Origin of the sequence: Streptomyces sp. NBC_01214, from assembly GCF_026340975.1 — a bacterium.
In the GTDB taxonomy this organism is placed as follows: Bacteria; Actinomycetota; Actinomycetes; order Streptomycetales; family Streptomycetaceae; genus Streptomyces.
The window spans coordinates 2,854,109-2,870,242 of sequence record NZ_JAPEOS010000001.1 but is presented as its reverse complement, the minus strand read 5'-3'; the positions used below and the strand labels follow the sequence as shown (position 1 = coordinate 2,870,242).

Annotated in this window: 13 protein-coding genes and 5 tRNA genes; 7 read left to right on the top strand and 11 right to left on the bottom strand. The window is 73.5% G+C overall.

The annotated features are described in order from the left end of the window. Positions 1-154 precede the first annotated feature (154 nt). A complete protein-coding gene (locus OG594_RS13725; protein WP_266598572.1) occupies positions 155-616 on the bottom strand; it encodes a hypothetical protein in 462 nt (153 codons plus the stop codon). Between the two features lie 230 nt (positions 617-846). On the opposite strand from OG594_RS13725, the gene OG594_RS13720 reads away from it, so the two are divergent. Next, a complete protein-coding gene (locus tag OG594_RS13720) occupies positions 847-1,356 on the top strand; it encodes a DsbA family protein (RefSeq protein WP_266598570.1) in 510 nt (169 codons plus the stop codon). A 7-nt stretch (positions 1,357-1,363) separates the two neighbouring features. Here OG594_RS13720 and OG594_RS13715 read toward each other — a convergent pair whose 3' ends face one another. The 3 genes from OG594_RS13715 to OG594_RS13705 form a co-directional block, all read right to left on the bottom strand. Continuing rightward, positions 1,364-2,188 (bottom strand): GNAT family N-acetyltransferase, encoded by an 825-nt coding sequence (locus OG594_RS13715; protein WP_266598568.1) that lies wholly within the window; start codon positions 2,186-2,188, stop codon positions 1,364-1,366. A 114-nt stretch (positions 2,189-2,302) separates the two neighbouring features. Beyond that, entirely contained in the window at positions 2,303-3,124 is an 822-nt protein-coding gene (locus tag OG594_RS13710) for an aminotransferase class IV (RefSeq protein ID WP_266598566.1), read from the bottom strand. Next, positions 3,121-4,206, bottom strand: a complete 1,086-nt coding sequence (locus tag OG594_RS13705; RefSeq protein WP_266598564.1) for a chorismate-binding protein — start codon at positions 4,204-4,206, stop codon at positions 3,121-3,123. Before OG594_RS13705 ends, OG594_RS13710 begins: the two co-directional genes overlap by 4 nt. Before the next feature lie 180 nt (positions 4,207-4,386). Here OG594_RS13705 and OG594_RS13700 point away from each other — a divergent pair. From OG594_RS13700 to OG594_RS13680, 5 genes are all read left to right on the top strand, one after another. After that, positions 4,387-4,459, top strand: a tRNA-Gly gene (locus OG594_RS13700). Positions 4,460-4,498: 39 nt separating this feature from the next. Then, positions 4,499-4,572, top strand: a tRNA-Cys gene (locus OG594_RS13695). A gap of 1 nt (position 4,573) precedes the next feature. Next, positions 4,574-4,645, top strand: a tRNA-Val gene (locus tag OG594_RS13690). A gap of 19 nt (positions 4,646-4,664) precedes the next feature. Beyond that, positions 4,665-4,736: transfer RNA gene (locus tag OG594_RS13685), tRNA-Val, on the top strand. A 52-nt stretch (positions 4,737-4,788) separates the two neighbouring features. After that, positions 4,789-4,863: transfer RNA gene (locus tag OG594_RS13680), tRNA-Val, on the top strand. Between the two features lie 238 nt (positions 4,864-5,101). Here OG594_RS13680 and OG594_RS13675 read toward each other — a convergent pair. Continuing rightward, positions 5,102-5,287, bottom strand: coding sequence for a hypothetical protein (locus OG594_RS13675; RefSeq protein ID WP_030010266.1), 186 nt, complete (start codon positions 5,285-5,287; stop codon positions 5,102-5,104). A gap of 551 nt (positions 5,288-5,838) precedes the next feature. Here OG594_RS13675 and OG594_RS13670 point away from each other — a divergent pair. Then, positions 5,839-7,053, top strand: coding sequence for a serine/threonine-protein kinase (locus OG594_RS13670; protein WP_266598562.1), 1,215 nt, complete (start codon positions 5,839-5,841; stop codon positions 7,051-7,053). Between the two features lie 15 nt (positions 7,054-7,068). On the opposite strand, the gene OG594_RS13665 is transcribed toward OG594_RS13670, so the two are convergent. The 6 genes from OG594_RS13665 to OG594_RS13640 form a co-directional block, all read right to left on the bottom strand. Continuing rightward, a complete protein-coding gene (locus OG594_RS13665; RefSeq protein WP_266598560.1) occupies positions 7,069-7,881 on the bottom strand; it encodes an RNA methyltransferase in 813 nt (270 codons plus the stop codon). A 42-nt stretch (positions 7,882-7,923) separates the two neighbouring features. After that, positions 7,924-9,168, bottom strand: coding sequence for a uroporphyrinogen-III C-methyltransferase (gene cobA, locus OG594_RS13660; RefSeq protein ID WP_266598558.1), 1,245 nt, complete (start codon positions 9,166-9,168; stop codon positions 7,924-7,926). 407 nt (positions 9,169-9,575) lie between these two features. Continuing rightward, complete coding sequence (gene cobT, locus OG594_RS13655; RefSeq protein WP_266598556.1) at positions 9,576-12,755, bottom strand: nicotinate-nucleotide--dimethylbenzimidazole phosphoribosyltransferase; 3,180 nt, start codon at positions 12,753-12,755, stop codon at positions 9,576-9,578. A 274-nt stretch (positions 12,756-13,029) separates the two neighbouring features. Then, positions 13,030-14,229 (bottom strand): precorrin-6y C5,15-methyltransferase (decarboxylating) subunit CbiE, encoded by a 1,200-nt coding sequence (cbiE, locus tag OG594_RS13650; protein ID WP_266598554.1) that lies wholly within the window; start codon positions 14,227-14,229, stop codon positions 13,030-13,032. 102 nt (positions 14,230-14,331) lie between these two features. Continuing rightward, positions 14,332-15,030, bottom strand: a complete 699-nt coding sequence (locus OG594_RS13645; protein WP_266598552.1) for a GNAT family N-acetyltransferase — start codon at positions 15,028-15,030, stop codon at positions 14,332-14,334. A gap of 236 nt (positions 15,031-15,266) precedes the next feature. After that, positions 15,267-16,133 carry a MetQ/NlpA family ABC transporter substrate-binding protein gene (locus OG594_RS13640; RefSeq protein WP_266598550.1) on the bottom strand — a complete coding sequence of 289 codons (867 nt, stop codon included), beginning with the start codon at positions 16,131-16,133 and terminating at the stop codon, positions 15,267-15,269. Position 16,134: the final 1 nt, after the last annotated feature.

The window sequence follows — 16,134 nt, the reverse complement described above, 5'->3', positions numbered from 1 at the left end:
AGGGGCGGGTACCGGCGGGTCACCGTGCGATGTGTCGAACATGTCGGGGCGATGATGGCGCAGCGCACCACCGAGCGGCCCTCAACACGCCAACATCCGGGCGGGAGTTCGCTCGATCTTGTGGTCGAGACCCGGTCCGGGCCGGATCCCGTGCTCAGATCCCGTGCTTCTTGAGGATGGCCTCGATGTCGGAGAAGTCGTCCGCGGGAGCGGCGGACCGGGGCGGCGAACCGGCCCGGGCGGAGCCCAGGGACGGCGCGGAAGCGGCCGGGGCGACGGCCCCGGCGGCCGGGCTCCCCTTGACCTTCTTCTTCGACTTCCCCGGTGCTCCGGGCTCCCCGGACTCCCCGGACGCGGCGAGGCCGCGGCGTTCGATGGCGCGGGTGGTCATGAAGAGCAGCCAGGACACCCCCAACAGCCCGAAGCCGGCCCAGACGGTCGGGTTGAAGACCATCCCGGACACCCACTCGACGAACCCCGTCATCACCAGGGCGACCGGCACGAGCGCGTACGCGGTGATCCGCGCGGCGGCCAGGAAGCGCTTGCGGTAGGCGGTGACCGCGGCGATGCCCAAGCCCGCCACTGACACCGCGGAGCAAATGGTCTCGGCAAGCATGCGGTCCTCCGGACTCTCGGCGACTGACTGGGCGATCCGTCCCTATCCATCCTGCACCGGCCGCCGCGGCGGCGGCCAGGTCCCGGGCCCCGCCCGGACGGATCTCCGGGACATCTCCGGGTCGCGCCTCCTCCCTGGGTCCAGGTCTCCCGGTCCAGGTCCCCGATCAGGTCCCCGTCCAGGTCCCGGTCCCGGTCGGTGGGGCGGGCGGGGGCTGGGAGACTGTCCGCATGACCGATTCCGTGATCCTCGACGTCTGGTGCGAACTGCAGTGCCCGGACTGCCACCGCGCCCTGGACGACGTACGCGCCCTGCGGGCCCGCTACGGCGACCGGCTGGACCTCCGGCTGCGCCACTTCCCCCTGGAGAAGCACAAGCACTCCTTCGCCGCGGCGCAGGCCGCCGAGGAGGCCGTCGAGCAGGGCCGGGGCTGGCCCTACGCGGAGGCCGTGCTGGCGCGCACCGCGGAGCTGGCCGAGCGCGGCGAGCCGGTCCTCCTGGACGTGGCACGTGAACTGGGGCTCGACGTAGAGGAGTTCGACACCGCCCTGATCGACGGGCGGCACATCCTGATCGTCGACGCCGACCAGGCCGAGGGCAAGGCGATCGGCGTCACCGGCACCCCGACGTACGTGATCGACGGGCAGCGCCTCGACGGCGGCAAGAGCCAGGACGGCCTGCGCGCCCGGATCGAGGAGATCGCCGACCGTCTGCTGGCAGACGCCGGAGAGACCGCCTAGACATCGCCTAGATCAGGTCCTTCGCGTAGTTGAAGTTGGTGGGTCGGTAGCCGAGGGAGAGGTACAGCCTCAGGGCCGGGGTGTTGTCGGTGAAGACCTGGAGCGCCAGCAGACGGTGGCCGGCGGCGAGGGCGGTGTGCTCGGCGAGCTCCATCAGGTGGCGGCCGTGCCCGTGTCCCCGGTGTTCGGCCCGGACCTCGATGTCGTAGACGTACGAGCCCGCCCCGCGCGGCGCGAGCCACACGTGGCCGACGGGCACCCCGGCGGCCTCCAAGACCACGAAGGCCGCTCCCGGGGTGGCCAGGCCCCGGGGCAGCTGGCTCTCGTGGTCGGCGACCGACTTGGCGCGGGCGGCCTCGGCGGACATGCCGCGGCTGCTCCAGTTCGCGGCGTAGGACTCGACGGCCCGGGCGTACCAGCCCTCGTACTCGGCGTCCGTCATGGGGCGGCCGAGCACCCCCTCGGGGAGGGCGGGCGGCTCGGCCGTCAGGTCCTTGGCCATGTTCCGGCTGTACTCGGTGTACCCGAGGGCCTCGGCCATGCACAGGCCCGCCTCGGAGTCCGCCGGGACCGAGACGCGGACCCGGCGGCAGCCCCAGCCGCGCAGCACTTCCTCGGCGGCGAGCGCGGCCACGGTGGCCCTCCCCCGCCGCCGGTCGCCCTGCTCGACGTCCAGGTCGCGGATCTCGCCGACCGTCGGCCCGAACGGGGTGTCGGAGGCGATGGTCAGGGCGCCGACCCGCCTGCTGTTGACCCGGATCTCGTACGGGCGCGAACGCGCGCCGTCCGCCGTGTGCTGGAGCGGCCCGGACGGCCGCAGGGTGGTGGTCATCCCTTGAGTTCTACCCGCCCCGCGGCCGCCACGACAGCCCTCCCAGGTCCTGTCGTCAAAGTGGCGTCGGGCCCGACGGGACTTTGACGGCAGGGCCCGGCGGCCGGGCGCCCGTTACGGGTCGATGTCGGCGGCCGCCTTCACCTCGAAGATCCGCATCACCTCGGCCGTGACCGGTCCGGGGGCGGTCCCCAGCTCGCGGTCGTCGATCCGCAGCACCGCCTGGGCGTCGCGCAGCGAGGAGGTCACGAAGACCTCCTCGGCCCGCTCCAGCACCTCGAAGGGCAGGTCGGTCTCCTTCGCACCGGCCCAGTCGACGATGAGGGCCCGGGTGATGCCGGCCAGGCAGCCGGAGTCGAGCGGCGGGGTGTGCAGTTCTCCGTCGAGCACGACGAAGACGTTGGAGCCGGTGCCCTCGCAGAGGCGGCCGAGGGTGTTGGCGAGGAGCGCTTCGGAGGCCCCGGAGCGGTGCGCGGCGGCGAGGGCGACCACGTTCTCGGCGTACGAGGTGGTCTTCAGCCCGGCCACGGCGGAGCGCTCGTTGCGGACCCAGGGCACCGTGACGACGGCGGTGGTGTCCGGGCGGCGGGGGGAGTCCGCGACGGCGGCGATCAGGGTGGTCCCGGCGTCCCCCCGGTCGGAGCCGAGCGGGGAGACGCCGCCGGTGTAGGTGATGCGCAGCCGGCCGTGTTCCAGCGGGTTGGCCTCCAGTACGGCGGCGCAGGCGCGGCGGACCTCGTCGAGGTCGGGGTCCGGCAGGCCCAGGCCCCGGGCCGAGCGGGTGAGCCGTTCCAGGTGCCGGGTGAGCGCGAAGGCGCGGCCGCGCTCGGCCTTCAGCGTCTCGAAGACGCCGTCGCCCACGGTCAGGCCGTGGTCGAAGACGGACACCTTCGCGCTGTCCACCTCGGTCAGGGCTCCGTCGAGCCAGATCTTCATGGTGCGGTCCTTCCGATCGTGTCGGTCGTCCCCTGCGTACCACCGCTCACCTCGTGGCCCATGGCCACGCGCAGGAGCCGGGCGGCCTTGAGTTCGGTTTCCGCCCACTCGCGGTCGGGGTCGGAGCCCCAGGTGATGCCCGCTCCGGTGCCGAAGAGCAGTCGGGGGCCGCCGGCGGCCTCGCGGTCGATCCAGAAGGTACGGATGCCGACGGCGAGCTCGGCGGTGCGCCGGTCCGCGTCCACCCAGCCGATGCCTCCGCAGTAGGGGCCGCGCGGGGCGGTTTCCAGGGCTTCGATGATCCGCAGGGCGGAGGACTTCGGGGCGCCCGTGACGGAACCGGGCGGGAAGGTGGCGGCGAGCAGTTCGGGCCAACCGGCGCCGTCGGCGAGCTCGCCGCTGACGATGGAGACGAGGTGGACGAGGCCCGGGTGCTCCTCGACGGCGCACAGCTCGGGGACGGCGACGGAGCCCGTCGCGCAGACCCGGCCGAGGTCGTTGCGCACGAGGTCCACGATCATCACGTTCTCGGCGTGGTCCTTGGGGAGCAGGTCGCGGGCGGTGCGGCCGGTCCCCTTGATGGGGCCGGACTCGATGTGCCGGCCGGACCGGCGCAGGAAGAGCTCCGGTGAGGCGGTGGCGATCTCGACGCCGTGGGCGGCCAGGCGAATCGTTCCTGCGAAGGGTGCGGGGTTGCCGCGCGCGAGGAGTGCGGTGAGTGCGTCGACATCGGCGCGGTCGGGGTGGGGCAGCGGCGCGGACATCACCCGGCAGAGGTTGGCCTGGTAGACCTCACCTGCGGCGATGTGTTCCCGGACGCGGCGTACGCCGGCCACGTACGCGGCGCGGTCGAGGGAGGAGGTCCACCGGTCGGCGTCGGGTCCGCGCCAGGCGCCCGGAACGGGCGCGGGGACCGGCTCGCGGCGCACGTCGCCGAAGCGCGCGCAGACGAGCCGCCCTTCGAAGTCGGCGGACACCGCCCAGAAGCCGGTGGAGTCGAGGGCGGCGGGATCGCTGGTGACGTCTCGGAGGTCGGTCGCGAGAAGGCCGCCGAAGCGGGCCATGGGAGGCAGGTCGTGCACGGCTGCGAGTCTATGACCGGTGACGGCACGGCGCCGGTGCGGTGACGGCGGGGTGACCTGTGGTGATCGAGTGGCAGCACGCTGCGGAAACGCGTTTTTGAGCTGGCCCGGTAATCCGCTAGAGTTCAACACGTCGCCAGGGAGCGAAGGGGAAAAACCCCGGAGCGAACACGGTGACCTGCGGACGTAGCTCAGTTGGTAGAGCACCACCTTGCCAAGGTGGATGTCGCGAGTTCGAGTCTCGTCGTCCGCTCGAAGTGGGGGATCTTCCCGAGAACCCCTACAGCTACATGGTGGAGTGGCCGAGAGGCGAGGCAACGGCCTGCAAAGCCGTCTACACGGGTTCAAATCCCGTCTCCACCTCCAAGGACGATTAGCTCAGCGGGAGAGCGCTTCCCTGACACGGAAGAGGTCACTGGTTCAATCCCAGTATCGTCCACTGATCCGCAAGGATCCCCGCGCGATTAGCTCAGCGGGAGAGCGCTTCCCTGACACGGAAGAGGTCACTGGTTCAATCCCAGTATCGCGCACGCAGCACCTGCACCACCTTGTTCCACCTGCGGCTTTCGAGTTGCGGAGCCCGCGCGATTAGCTCAGCGGGAGAGCGCTTCCCTGACACGGAAGAGGTCACTGGTTCAATCCCAGTATCGCGCACCACCGGAAAGCCCCGGCCGTCTCCACGGTCGGGGCTTTCGCGTTCCCCCGCGCGGATGGCCCGGCACGCGGAGGGCCCGGCGGAGGGTCCGGGAGCATGAAAAAGGGTGCTGCCCGTCCGACTCCCCAGTCGTACGGGCAGCACCCTTCACCTGCCGTCCGTCCGCCGCTCCCCCGTCCCCACGGGGTTCGACAGGCCGATGTCCCGGTCCGGACCGCTCTTCCGGACCCGGGGCGCCGCTCAGCGCCCCAGCATCACGCCTACGGACGACGCCTGTGCCGCCAGCTGCTCGAAGCCTCCGAAGAGGAAGAGCAGCAGGGCGGCCAGGGGGAGCACCATGGCCGCGGCCACCAAGGGGTGGCGGGTACCGGACTCGTGGCCGTTGAACGCGAATGCCTTGCGTCCCTGCCGTGCGATGTCCGCCATGGTCCTCTCCCTGTCGTTTGGCAGCGGCGGGCTCGTGACCTCGGGGGACGAGTGCGCCACCCGCCGCTTGTCTTCAACACTAGGCGGGCGGGCGGCTCCTGACCTCATGCCCTCGTACCCATTGCCGGGCCTCCAGGAGGATGACGGGGCCTGTCCCGCGTACTCCCCTGGGTGGAGATCGCTCCCCCGTTTTGGGGGTCTTCCCGGAGGGGATGACCGGAGGGTAGTGACTTCGCTCACTTCCGTCACTGCCTGTCGCCGCGTGTCCGCCCACCGACCCCCGGCAAGATCGACTCGGCCGGGAGCCGCCTACGCGCGCGCCGGAGCGGGCCCGAACCCGCCACCGGGCGCCAATCCCCTTGGAAAAAGGGCTGCTTGGCCGGGTGGAGCACTCTGGGAACGCTCCCGGACCACGGCGCCGACGCCCCCTCACGTGTGCTGTGGCGCACTGACAACCGAATCCCCCGGCGAGGGCGCGGCCTCTGAGCACGCATGCCGGATGGTCCGTAAGCTGTGCCACGTCAACAGGACGACCGGTCAGCGGGGTGGACATGGCGATGATGCGGCTCCGGCGCGAGGACCCGCGTGTCGTCGGCTCGTTCAGACTGCACCGGCGGCTCGGCGCCGGCGGCATGGGCGTGGTGTACCTGGGATCGGACCGGCGCGGGCAGCGCGTCGCGCTCAAGGTCATCCGGCCGGATCTGGCCGAGGACCAGGAGTTCCGCTCGCGGTTCGCCCGCGAGGTGTCCGCCGCCCGGCGGATCCGGGGCGGGTGCACCGCCCGCCTGGTGGCCGCGGACCTGGAGGCCGAGCGCCCCTGGTTCGCGACCCAGTACGTGCCCGGCCCCTCGCTGCACGACAAGGTGGCCGAGGAAGGCCCCCTGACGGCCGCGCAGATCGCCGCCGTGGGCGCCGCGCTCTCCGAGGGCCTGGTCGCCGTCCACGAGGCGGGGGTCGTGCACCGCGACCTCAAGCCCTCGAACATCCTGCTGTCGCCCAAGGGCCCCCGGATCATCGACTTCGGCATCGCCTGGGCCACCGGGGCGAGCACCCTCACCCATGTGGGTACGGCCGTCGGCTCCCCCGGGTTCCTCGCACCCGAGCAGGTGCGCGGCGCCGCCGTCACCCCGGCCACCGACGTCTTCGCCCTGGGCGCCACCCTGGCCTACGCGGCCACCGCCGACTCGCCCTTCGGGCACGGCAGTTCCGAGGTCATGCTGTACCGCGTGGTGCACGAGGAGCCGCACCTCCAGGGCGTACCGGACGCGCTGGCGCCCCTGGTGCGGGCCTGCCTCGCCAAGGACCCCGAGGAGCGGCCCAGCACGCTCCAGCTGTCGATGCGGCTCAAGGAGATCGCGGCCCGCGAGGCGCAGGGGCTCTCCGACGGGCGTCCGCCGGCCCAGCGGGCCCGGGTCGAGCGGCCGACCGGGCGGCTGCCCGAGGCGGAGCGGATCGGCGGGGCCGAGGAGTACCCGGGCCGCCGCACGGAGCGTCGTACGGGCGGCAGCACCACGCCCCGGGCCCAGGGCGGCTCCCCGAGCGGTCCGCACTCGCGGCCCTCGTCCTCCCGCAACCCGCAGCACCCCGGCGGGCCGTCCTCCCGGCCGACCGCGGGGCGCACGGGCGGCCGTCCGGCCCCCAGGACGACGGGGACGGGACGGCGCCCCTCGCGGCCGGATCCGAAGCTGATGCGGCAGCGGCTGATCGTGTTCGTCGTGGTGACGCTGATCGTGGCGCTGGGCATCGCGGCGGCCCAGAAGCTGTAGCCCCCTCGTGCCCGGTCAGGCGCGGCCCTGGGCCACCGCGTAGAAGGCGACCGCGGCGGCCGCACCGACGTTCAGCGAGTCCACGCCGTGCGCCATGGGGATGCGCACCCATTCGTCGGCCGCGACCAGTGCGGGGGTGGACAGGCCGTCGCCCTCGGCGCCGAGCATCAGCGCGACCCGTTCCAGGGACTGCGGCGCGGCCACGTCGATCGCCGTGGCCTTCTCGTGCGGGGTGAGGGCGAGCAGTTTGAAGCCCGCCTCGCGCACCGAGTCCAGGCTCTTCGGCCAGGCCTCCAGTCGGGCGTAGGGGACGGAGAACACCGCTCCCATGGAGACCTTCACCGAGCGGCGGTAGAGCGGGTCCGCGCAGTCGGGCGACAGCAGCACCGCGTCCATGCCGAGGGCGGCGGCGCTGCGGAAGATGGCCCCGATGTTGGTGTGGTCGTTGACCGCTTCCATGACGACCACGCGGCGGGTCGTGGAGAGCAGTTCCTCGGCCGTGGGCAGCGGCTTGCGCTGCATGGAGGCCAGGGCCCCGCGGTGCACGTGGTAGCCGGTGACGCGCTCGGCGAGCTCGGGGCTCACGGCGTAGACCGGTGCCGGGAGTTCGTCGATGACGTCGCGCATGACGTCGACCCACTTGGCGGAGAGCAGCATCGAGCGCATCTCGTACCCGGCGTCCTTGGCGCGTCTGATGACCTTCTCGCCCTCGGCGATGAAGAGGCCTTCCGCGGGCTCGCGCCGGCGCCGGAGTTCGACGTCGGTCAGGCCCGTGTAGTCGCGCAGGCGCGGGTCGTCGGGGTCGTTGACGGTGATGAGATCAGCCACAGGGTGATACTGCCTTGTCCGGGGTGCGGTGCCAACGGCCTGTCAGGCGCCGGTGGCGGGGAGCGTGCGGTCGCCCGGGCCGTTCACGCGGACGACCTCGCCGATGACGATGACGGCCGGCGGTCGGACCTCTTCGGCGCGCACCGTCTCGCCGACCGTGGCCAAGGTGGCGTCCACCCGGCGCTGGGTGGCGGTGGTGCCCTCCTGGATCACCGCGACGGGGGTGTCCGCGGAGCGGCCGTGGCGCACCAGCGCCTCGGCGATCAGGCCGATCTTGTCGACGCCCATCAGGATCACCAGGGTGCCGGTGAGCTTGGCGAGGGAGGCCCAGTCCACGAGCGAGCGCGGGTCGTCGGGGCCGACGTGGCCGCTGACGACGGTGAACTCGTGCGCCACGCCGCGGTGGGTGACCGGGATGCCGACGGCGCCGGGCACCGAGATGGAGCTGGAGATGCCGGGCACGACCGTGCAGGGGATGCCGGCCTCGGCGAGGGCCTGGAGCTCCTCCATGCCGCGGCCGAAGACGTACGGGTCGCCGCCCTTGAGCCGGACCACCGCCTTGCCGGCCTTGGCGTGCTCGATCAGGGCGTTGTTGATGGCCTCCTGGGCCATGAACCGGCCGTACGGGATCTTCGCGGCGTCGATGACCTCGACGTGCGGCGGGAGCTCGTCGAGCAGGTCCCGGGGGCCGAGCCGGTCGGCGATGACCACGTCGGCCTCGGCGAGGAGGCGGCGGCCGCGCACGGTGATCAGGTCCGGGTCGCCTGGGCCGCCGCCGACGAGGGCCACGCCGGGGGTGGCCTTGTGCCGGTGGGCGGGGGCGGTGAGGGTGCCGTCGCGCAGGCCCTCCACGACGGCGTCGCGGACGGCCGCGGAGCGGCGGGGGTCGTTGCCGGTCAGCACGGCGACGGTGACGCCCTCGATGCGGCCGGTCGCGGGGGTCCAGGCGGTGGCGGCGGAGGCGTCGTCGGCGCGGACGCACCAGACGCGTTCGCGCTCGGCCTCGGCGGAGGCCCGCTCGTTGTCCTCGCGGTTCTGGGTGGCGATCAGCGCGTACCAGGCGTCGGCGAGGTCACCGTCCCGGTAGCGGCGGCGCTCCCAGCGGATCTCGCCGGTCTCGGCCATGGCGTCCACCGAGGGGGTGGCGGAGGGCGAGATCAGCAGGACGTCGGCGCCGGCCGCGATGAGCGCGGGAAGGCGGCGCTGCGCGACCTGGCCGCCGCCGATGACGACGACGCGGCGGCCGGCGAGTCGGAGACCGACGGGGTAGGCGGGGGTTTCGGCCATGGCGGTGCGGCTCCTGGTGCGGCGGTCGTTCTGTCGTGCCGCTGCGGCTCTGGAGCGGCGGGATGCTGACGTGCGGGTTCTTGGTGCGGGTCCACCATACGGCGCGGGCCGTCCCGAGGCGCGGACGGGGCTGCGCCCCGGGCCCCGGACCGGCCCCGGCCCGCCCCGGTACCGGCCTCGGCCGTGCGCGGGTGCCGGTCACGGATCGGGGCTCCGCCCCGGACCCCGCGCCTCAAACGCCGGCGGGGCTGGGGTAGGGCTCCGCCCGGCCCGAGCACGAGCGGGGCCCCGGACGGGACCCCGCGCCACGCACGCCGGCGGGGCTGGGGTTGGGCTTCGCCGGCCCGAGTACGAGCTGGGTCCCGGACGGGACCCGCGCCTCGAACGCCGGCGGGGCTGGGGTCGGGCTACTTCTCGGTGACGCCCGCCGAGTCGAAGGTGGCGACCTCGTGCATCGCGCGGGCCGCGCTCTGGACCAGGGGGAGGGCGAGCAGGGCGCCCGTGCCCTCGCCGAGGCGGAGGTCCAGGTCGACCAGCGGGCGCAGGCCCAGCTTGTTGAGCGCGGCGACGTGGCCCGGCTCGGCGCTGCGGTGGCCCGCGATGCAGGCCGACAGGGACTCGGGGGCGATGGCGCGCGCCACCAGGGCGGCCGCTCCCGCGCTGACGCCGTCCAGGATCACCGGCGTACGCAGGGAGGCACCGCCGAGGAGGAGGCCGACGATGGCCGCGTGCTCCAGGCCGCCGATCGCCGCCAGGACGCCGATCGGGTCCGCCGGGTCGGGCTGGTGGAGCTCGAGGGCGCGGCGGACGACCTCGACCTTGCGGGCGTGCGTCTCGTCGTTGATGCCCGTGCCGCGGCCGGTGACCTCGGACGGGTCCACCCCGGTGAAGACCGAGATCAGGGCCGCCGAGACCGTGGTGTTGGCGATGCCCATCTCGCCGGTGAGGAGGGCTTTGTTGCCGGCCGCCACCAGGTCGCGGGCCGTCTCGATGCCGACCTCGATGGCCGCGACGGCTTCCTCGCGGGTCATCGCCGGGCCGGTGGAGAGGTCGGCCGTACCCGGGCGGACCTTGCGGGGCAGGAGGCCGGGGGTGGCGGGGAGGTCGCCCGCGACGCCGACGTCGATCACGCAGACCTCGGCGCCGACCTGGTTGGCGAACGCGTTGCAGACCGCTCCGCCACCGAGGAAGTTGGCCACCATCTGGGTGGTGACCTCCTGCGGCCACGGGGTGACGCCCTGGGCGTGCACGCCGTGGTCACCGGCGAAGATCGCGACCGCGGCCGGCTCCGGGATCGGCGGCGGGCAGACCCGGGAGAGCCCGGACAGCTGGGCGGAGATGATCTCCAGCATGCCCAGGGCCCCGGCGGGCTTGGTCATGCGCTTCTGGCGCTCCCAGGCCTCGCCGAGCGCCTTCGCGTCGAGCGGGCGGATGCTGGCGACCGTCTCCGAGAGCAGGTCGTGCGGCTCCTCGCCGGGCAGCGCGCGGCGGCCGTAGGTCTCCTCGTGGACGACCCAGGAGAGCGGGCGGCGCTGCGACCAGCCGGCCTGCGCCAGCTCGGGCTCCTCGGGGAACTCGTCGACGTAGCCGACGCAGAGGTAGGCGACGACTTCGAGGTGCTCGGGCAGGCCCAGCTCGCGGACCATCTCGCGCTCGTCGAAGAAGCTGACCCAGCCGACGCCGAGGCCTTCGGCGCGCGCGGCGAGCCAGAGGTTCTCGACGGCGAGGGCCGAGGAGTACGGGGCCATCTGCGGCTGGGTGTGCCGGCCGAGGGTGTGGCGTCCGCCCCGGGTAGGGTCGGCGGTGACGACGATGTTCACCGGGGTGTCGAGGATGGCCTCGATCTTGAGTTCCTTGAACTGCTTCGCCCGGCCCTTGGGCAGCGACTTCGCGTACGCCTCGCGCTGGCGCTGCGCGAGCTCGTGCATCGTCCGGCGGGTCTCGGCGGAGCGGATGACGACGAAGTCCCAGGGCTGCGAGTGACCGACGCTGGGGGCGGTGTGGGCCGCCTCCAGGACGCGGAGCAGCACCTCGTGCGGGATCGGGTCGGTGCGGAAGCCCTTGCGGATGTCGCGGCGCTCGCGCATGACGCGCAGGACGGCCTCGCGCTCGGCGTCGGCGTAGCCGGGGGCCGGCTCGCCCGCGGCGGGCTCGGCCGCAACGTCCACCGCGGGCTCGCCCTGGGCGGTGGCCTCGGCGGGGGCGGGGGCGGTGGCCTCGGCGGGGGTGGTGGGCTCGGTCTCCGGCTGCGCCTCGGGCTGCTCCGCGAGGACCGGCTCCGGGGCGACCTCGGGCTGTACCGGGGCCGGCTCCGCCGGGGCCTCGGGCTGCTCCGGCTGGACGGCCTGCGGCTCGACCGGCTCGGGCGCGGACTCGGGCTGGGGCTGGGGCTGAGGTTCGGGCTCGGCTTCCGGCTGCGCCTCGACGACCGGCTCGGCCTGGACCGGCTCCGGCTGGACCGGCTCGGGCTGGACCGGCTCGGGCGCCACGGCCACCACCGGCGGGGCGGGGACGACCGGCTCGGGCTGCGGCTCCGCGGCCACCGGCGGGGCCGCGATGGGCTCGGCCTGGGCCACCGGCTCCGGCTCGGCCGCCGGCTGCGCCTCGACGACCGGCTCCGGCTGGACCGGCTCGGCCACGACGGCCGCCACCGGCTCGGGCTGGGGCTCGGGCTCCACGGCCACCGGCTGGACCGCGATCGGCTCCGGCTGCGGCTCGACCACGAGGGGTTCCGGCTGCGGCTCGACCGCCACCGGCTCGGGCTGGACCGCCGCTTCCGCGGGGGCCGGGACGGGCTCCGGCTCCACGGGCTGCGCCGCGGCCTCGGCGGGGGCCGGGGCGGGCTCCGCCACCGGCTCCGGCGTCCACGGGGCACCGGCCTGCGGCGGGATCTCGCCCAGCTGGGCCGCGGGGGCCGGGGCGGCCTCGGCGCGCGGAACGTCCAGGTACTCGGGTCCCGTGGTCGGGGGCCCCGCCTGGCGCATCGGGACGGGCGCCACCGGGGTGCTCACGGCGGCCTGGGCGGGCGCGGCGGCCGGGCCGCGGTCGGCGAGGGAGCGTACGACTCCGCCGTTGGCCTCGGGCATGGGCGGGCCCATGTGCAGGGGGCGCCGGACGGGGGCCGCTGCGGCCACCGGGGCTGCGGGGACCGCCGGGGGCGGGACGACGAGCCCGCCGAGGTCGAGCGCGCCGGAGTCACGGCCGCCCGTCTCGTGCGCGCCCGCGCTGTAGCCGCCGTCGGGGAACACGGGCGGGGGGAACTCGGTGTACGCGGCCGGGGCCTCGGGGTAGGCGGACCCGGCGGCGTAGGACGGGTCCGGGTACCTCTGCGGCTCGCCGAGCTGCGGCGCGGCGGGGAAGGCGGGGGCCGGCGGGACGACCTGCGGGTCGCTCCAGGCGCCCTGGCCGCTCGGCATCAGCAGCAGTTCCTCGTCCTCCGGCTCGGCCGGGTTGTCCATGAGGTCCTGGAAGGCGTAGCCAGCGGGAATCGGTGCCGGGATCTGGACCGGAGCGGGGACGCTCTGCTGATCCACCATGCCCGCGTTGTCCGGGAGACCCTCGCCCGGGACCTGGCCGGTGTCAGTCATGCTTACCCCTCGCCCATCGGTGTTGCCTCTTCGATCGCCCGGTCGCCCACGAGGCCGCCGAGCGGTTTTGCCTGCGGAGTTGCGGTGCGACGAACCCGTCTCGCATGCGCCTGCACGACAACCAGTAAGCATTGTCGCGCCCGTCGGCCACCGCGGCGGCCATAACCGTCACGGTCCTCTGTGGACTGCGCCACGTCGCGCGTCCCGGTGGTGTCGCGATGCCCGAATCGTCCGGAGCGGTACGACGATCGGCCAGCCTACCCCGGCCCTCGGCTCAGCGCGTGGCGGGGCGTTGCGCTGCCAGGAGGAACACCACGGAACGGTCCTGTTCGGCCCAGGTCCGGGTGTCCAGGCCGACGGACTGGAGCAGCGCGCACTCGACGGCGTAACCGTGTTCGGCGAGTGTCCTGCCGATGGCCTCCGCCTCGTCGCGGGTGGAGGCGTGGCTGACGATCCGTTCGGGGCGGCGTTCGGCGACGGCCGCGACGACGGCGGCGCCGCCACCGCCGACGCGGACGACGTCGGGCTCGGGCAGGTTCTCCAGTACGTGCGGTGCGCGCCCGGCGACGGCCTGGAGCTGCACTCCGCGCTCGCGGGCGGCGGCAGTTATGCGGTCGCAGGCGGCCGGGTCGGCGTCCACCGCGATGACGGCGGCGCCGAGGGCGGCCGCATCCACGGCCACGCCGCCGGATCCGGCGCCGATGTCCCAGAGGAGGTCGCCGGTGCGCGGGCCGAGCCGGGCGAGTTGCGCCGCGCGGAGCTGGGCGGACTCGCCTTCTCCCGCGTCGGCCTGCGGCCCTGCCCAGCCGCGGTCGACGGACCGGGCGGCGCTCTGGCCGAGGAGCCAGCTCGCGTCGGCGGGGGCCGGTCCCGCTCCCCCGATGACGATGACGACGTTCGGGTCGCGCCAACTGTGGTCGGCGGCCTTGTCGGAGGTGAGGACGCTCACCTGCTCCCGGTCCGTACCGAGTTCCTCGCAGACGACGAAGGTGCGGTGAACTCCTTCGAGGAGCAGCGCGAGTTCCGCGGGGCCGGCGCCGGGTGAGGTGAGGACGGCGACCTTGGCGTGGGCGCGGCAGACGTTGACCGCGCGGCGCAGGGTGCGGGGGTGGGCGACGACGACCTGGGCGTCGTCCCAGGGCATGCCGGCGCGGGCGAAGGCGGTGGCCACGGAGGAGACCGCCGGGAACACCTCGACCTCCAGGCCGTGCTCCGGGGCGCGCAGGACGCGTACGGCGCCGAAGAAGCCGGGGTCCCCGTCGGCGAAGACCACCGCGGTGCCGCGGTGGCCGGCGATGCGGCGTGCGGCGAGGCCGACACTGCCCAGGCGGATGCGTTCCGCGGTGGGCGGTACTTCGGGGAGGGCGAGGTGGTGCGCGGCGCCGGCCACGAGGGTGGCGGCGGAGAGCGCGGACCGGGCGCCCGCGGTCAGGGGCGAACCGTCCCAGCCGATCACCGTGACCCGGTCGGCCATCGTCGTCAGTCTCCTGGTCTGGCAGGGGGCACCTCCCAGCGGCAGCTGGGGGAGGGCGGGGTTTCGTCGGGGCGGGCACGGTGAGACTACCCGGTCATCGGTTCAGTTCCAGTCGGCGCCCACGCGGTGGCCGTTCGCGTCGGCCCGCTGCGGGAACGCGGTGCTGCGGGCGTACCCGTCGTAGCTGTCGTAGCCGTCGTACCCGTCGTAGCCGTCGCCCTCGTCGAGGTCCTCGGGGACCAGGCTCCAGACGATGAGGTCGGTGCGGGTGTCGGCCCAACCGCCGTCGGCCGCCTGCGTCCGGACTATCCATGCGTTGCGCAGGACGCCCTCGCTGATGCAGCCGATCTTCTGGGCCACCTGTTGCGAGGCGGTGTTGTCGGCGGCGGTGCGCACCTCGAGGCGCTCGAACCCCTGGGCGCGGAAGAGCCATTGGGCGACGGCCAGGACGGATTCACTGGCGTAGCCCTCGCCGCGGGCCCAGGGGGCGGTGACGTAGCCGACCTCGGTGGCGCGGGTGTGCCAGTTGGTGCCTTGGAGGTGCACGATGCCGACGAGGCGCTGGGTGAGGAACTCGGTCACGGCGAAGACGATGCCGCGGCCCTCGGTGCGTTCCGCGTGGGAGTGCCGGGTGGCCCAGGCGTGCGCTTCGGCGTGGGTGTAGGGGTGGGGCGCGCCGGTCCAGGCGGTGACGTGCTCGTCGTTCATCATCTCGGTCAGCGCGGTGACGTCCTCTTCCTCGAAGGGGCGCAGCACCAGCCGGTCCGTGCTGATGGTGACGTCCGGGAAGGTGGTAGTCATGCGCAGCTCCATGCCTGAGACCGTGGTGCGACCGTGGTGCGATGCGACCGCGGTGCGGGACCGTTCGTGCGGGACCGTGCGTGCGGGTCGTAGGCCACAGCATGCAGCATCGACCGGGTGATGTGCAGGGCCGGGTTGCCCGGAAGCGGGCAGAGCTCGGCCCCGCGCGCCGTCAGGTGCGTGCGGGGCCGAGATTCATGACCGGTTCGGGAGGAACCGGATCAGGAGATACCGGTTCAGGAGGTGGTCGGGGCACCGAAGGCCGGGATGACCGAGCCCTGGTACTTCTCCTCGATGAACTTCTTGACCTCGTCGGAGTTCAGCAGCTTGGCCAGCTTCTGGATCCGCGGGTCGTTCTGGTTGCCGTCCTTGACCGCGAGGAAGTTGGCGTAGGGGTTGCCCTCGGCCTTCTCCAGGATCAGCGCGTCCTTGGCGGGCGACAGCTTGGCTTCGAGGGCGTAGTTGCCGTTGATGACCGCGGCGTCCACGTCGTTCAGGGCGCGCGGGACCGTGGCGGCCTCCAGCTCCTTGAACTCCAGGCCCTTCTTGTCGGTGATGTCGGACAGCTTGGCGCTGGTGCCGACACCTTCCTTGAGGGTGATCAGGTTGTTCGCGGCGAGCAGCTGGAGCGCGCGGCCCTCGTTGGTGGTGTCGTTGGGGACGGCGATGGTCTGGCCGGCCTTGATGTCACCGATGGCCTTGATCTTCTTGGAGTAGAGGCCGAGGGGTTCCAGGTGCACGTTCGCGACGGGCACGACGTGGGTGTTGTTCTTCTTGTTGAAGTCGTCGAGGTACGGCTTGTGCTGGAAGTAGTTGCCGTCGACCTGGCCCTGCTCGGTGGCGGTGTTCGGCAGGACGTAGTCCGTGAACTCCTTGACCTCCAGCTTGAGGCCTTCCTTGGCCGCGAGCTTGTCCTTGACGAAGTTCAGGACGTCGGCGTGGGGGCTCGGGGAGGCCGCTATGACGAGGGGCTTGCTCTCGTCGGCCTTGCCGCCGTCGGCCTTCGCCGAGGACGGGTCCGAGGAGCTGCCGCAGGCGGTGAGACCGAGGGCGAGCGCGGTGGCCGTGGCGGCGAGGGCGGTGAGCTTGATGTTCTTACGCACG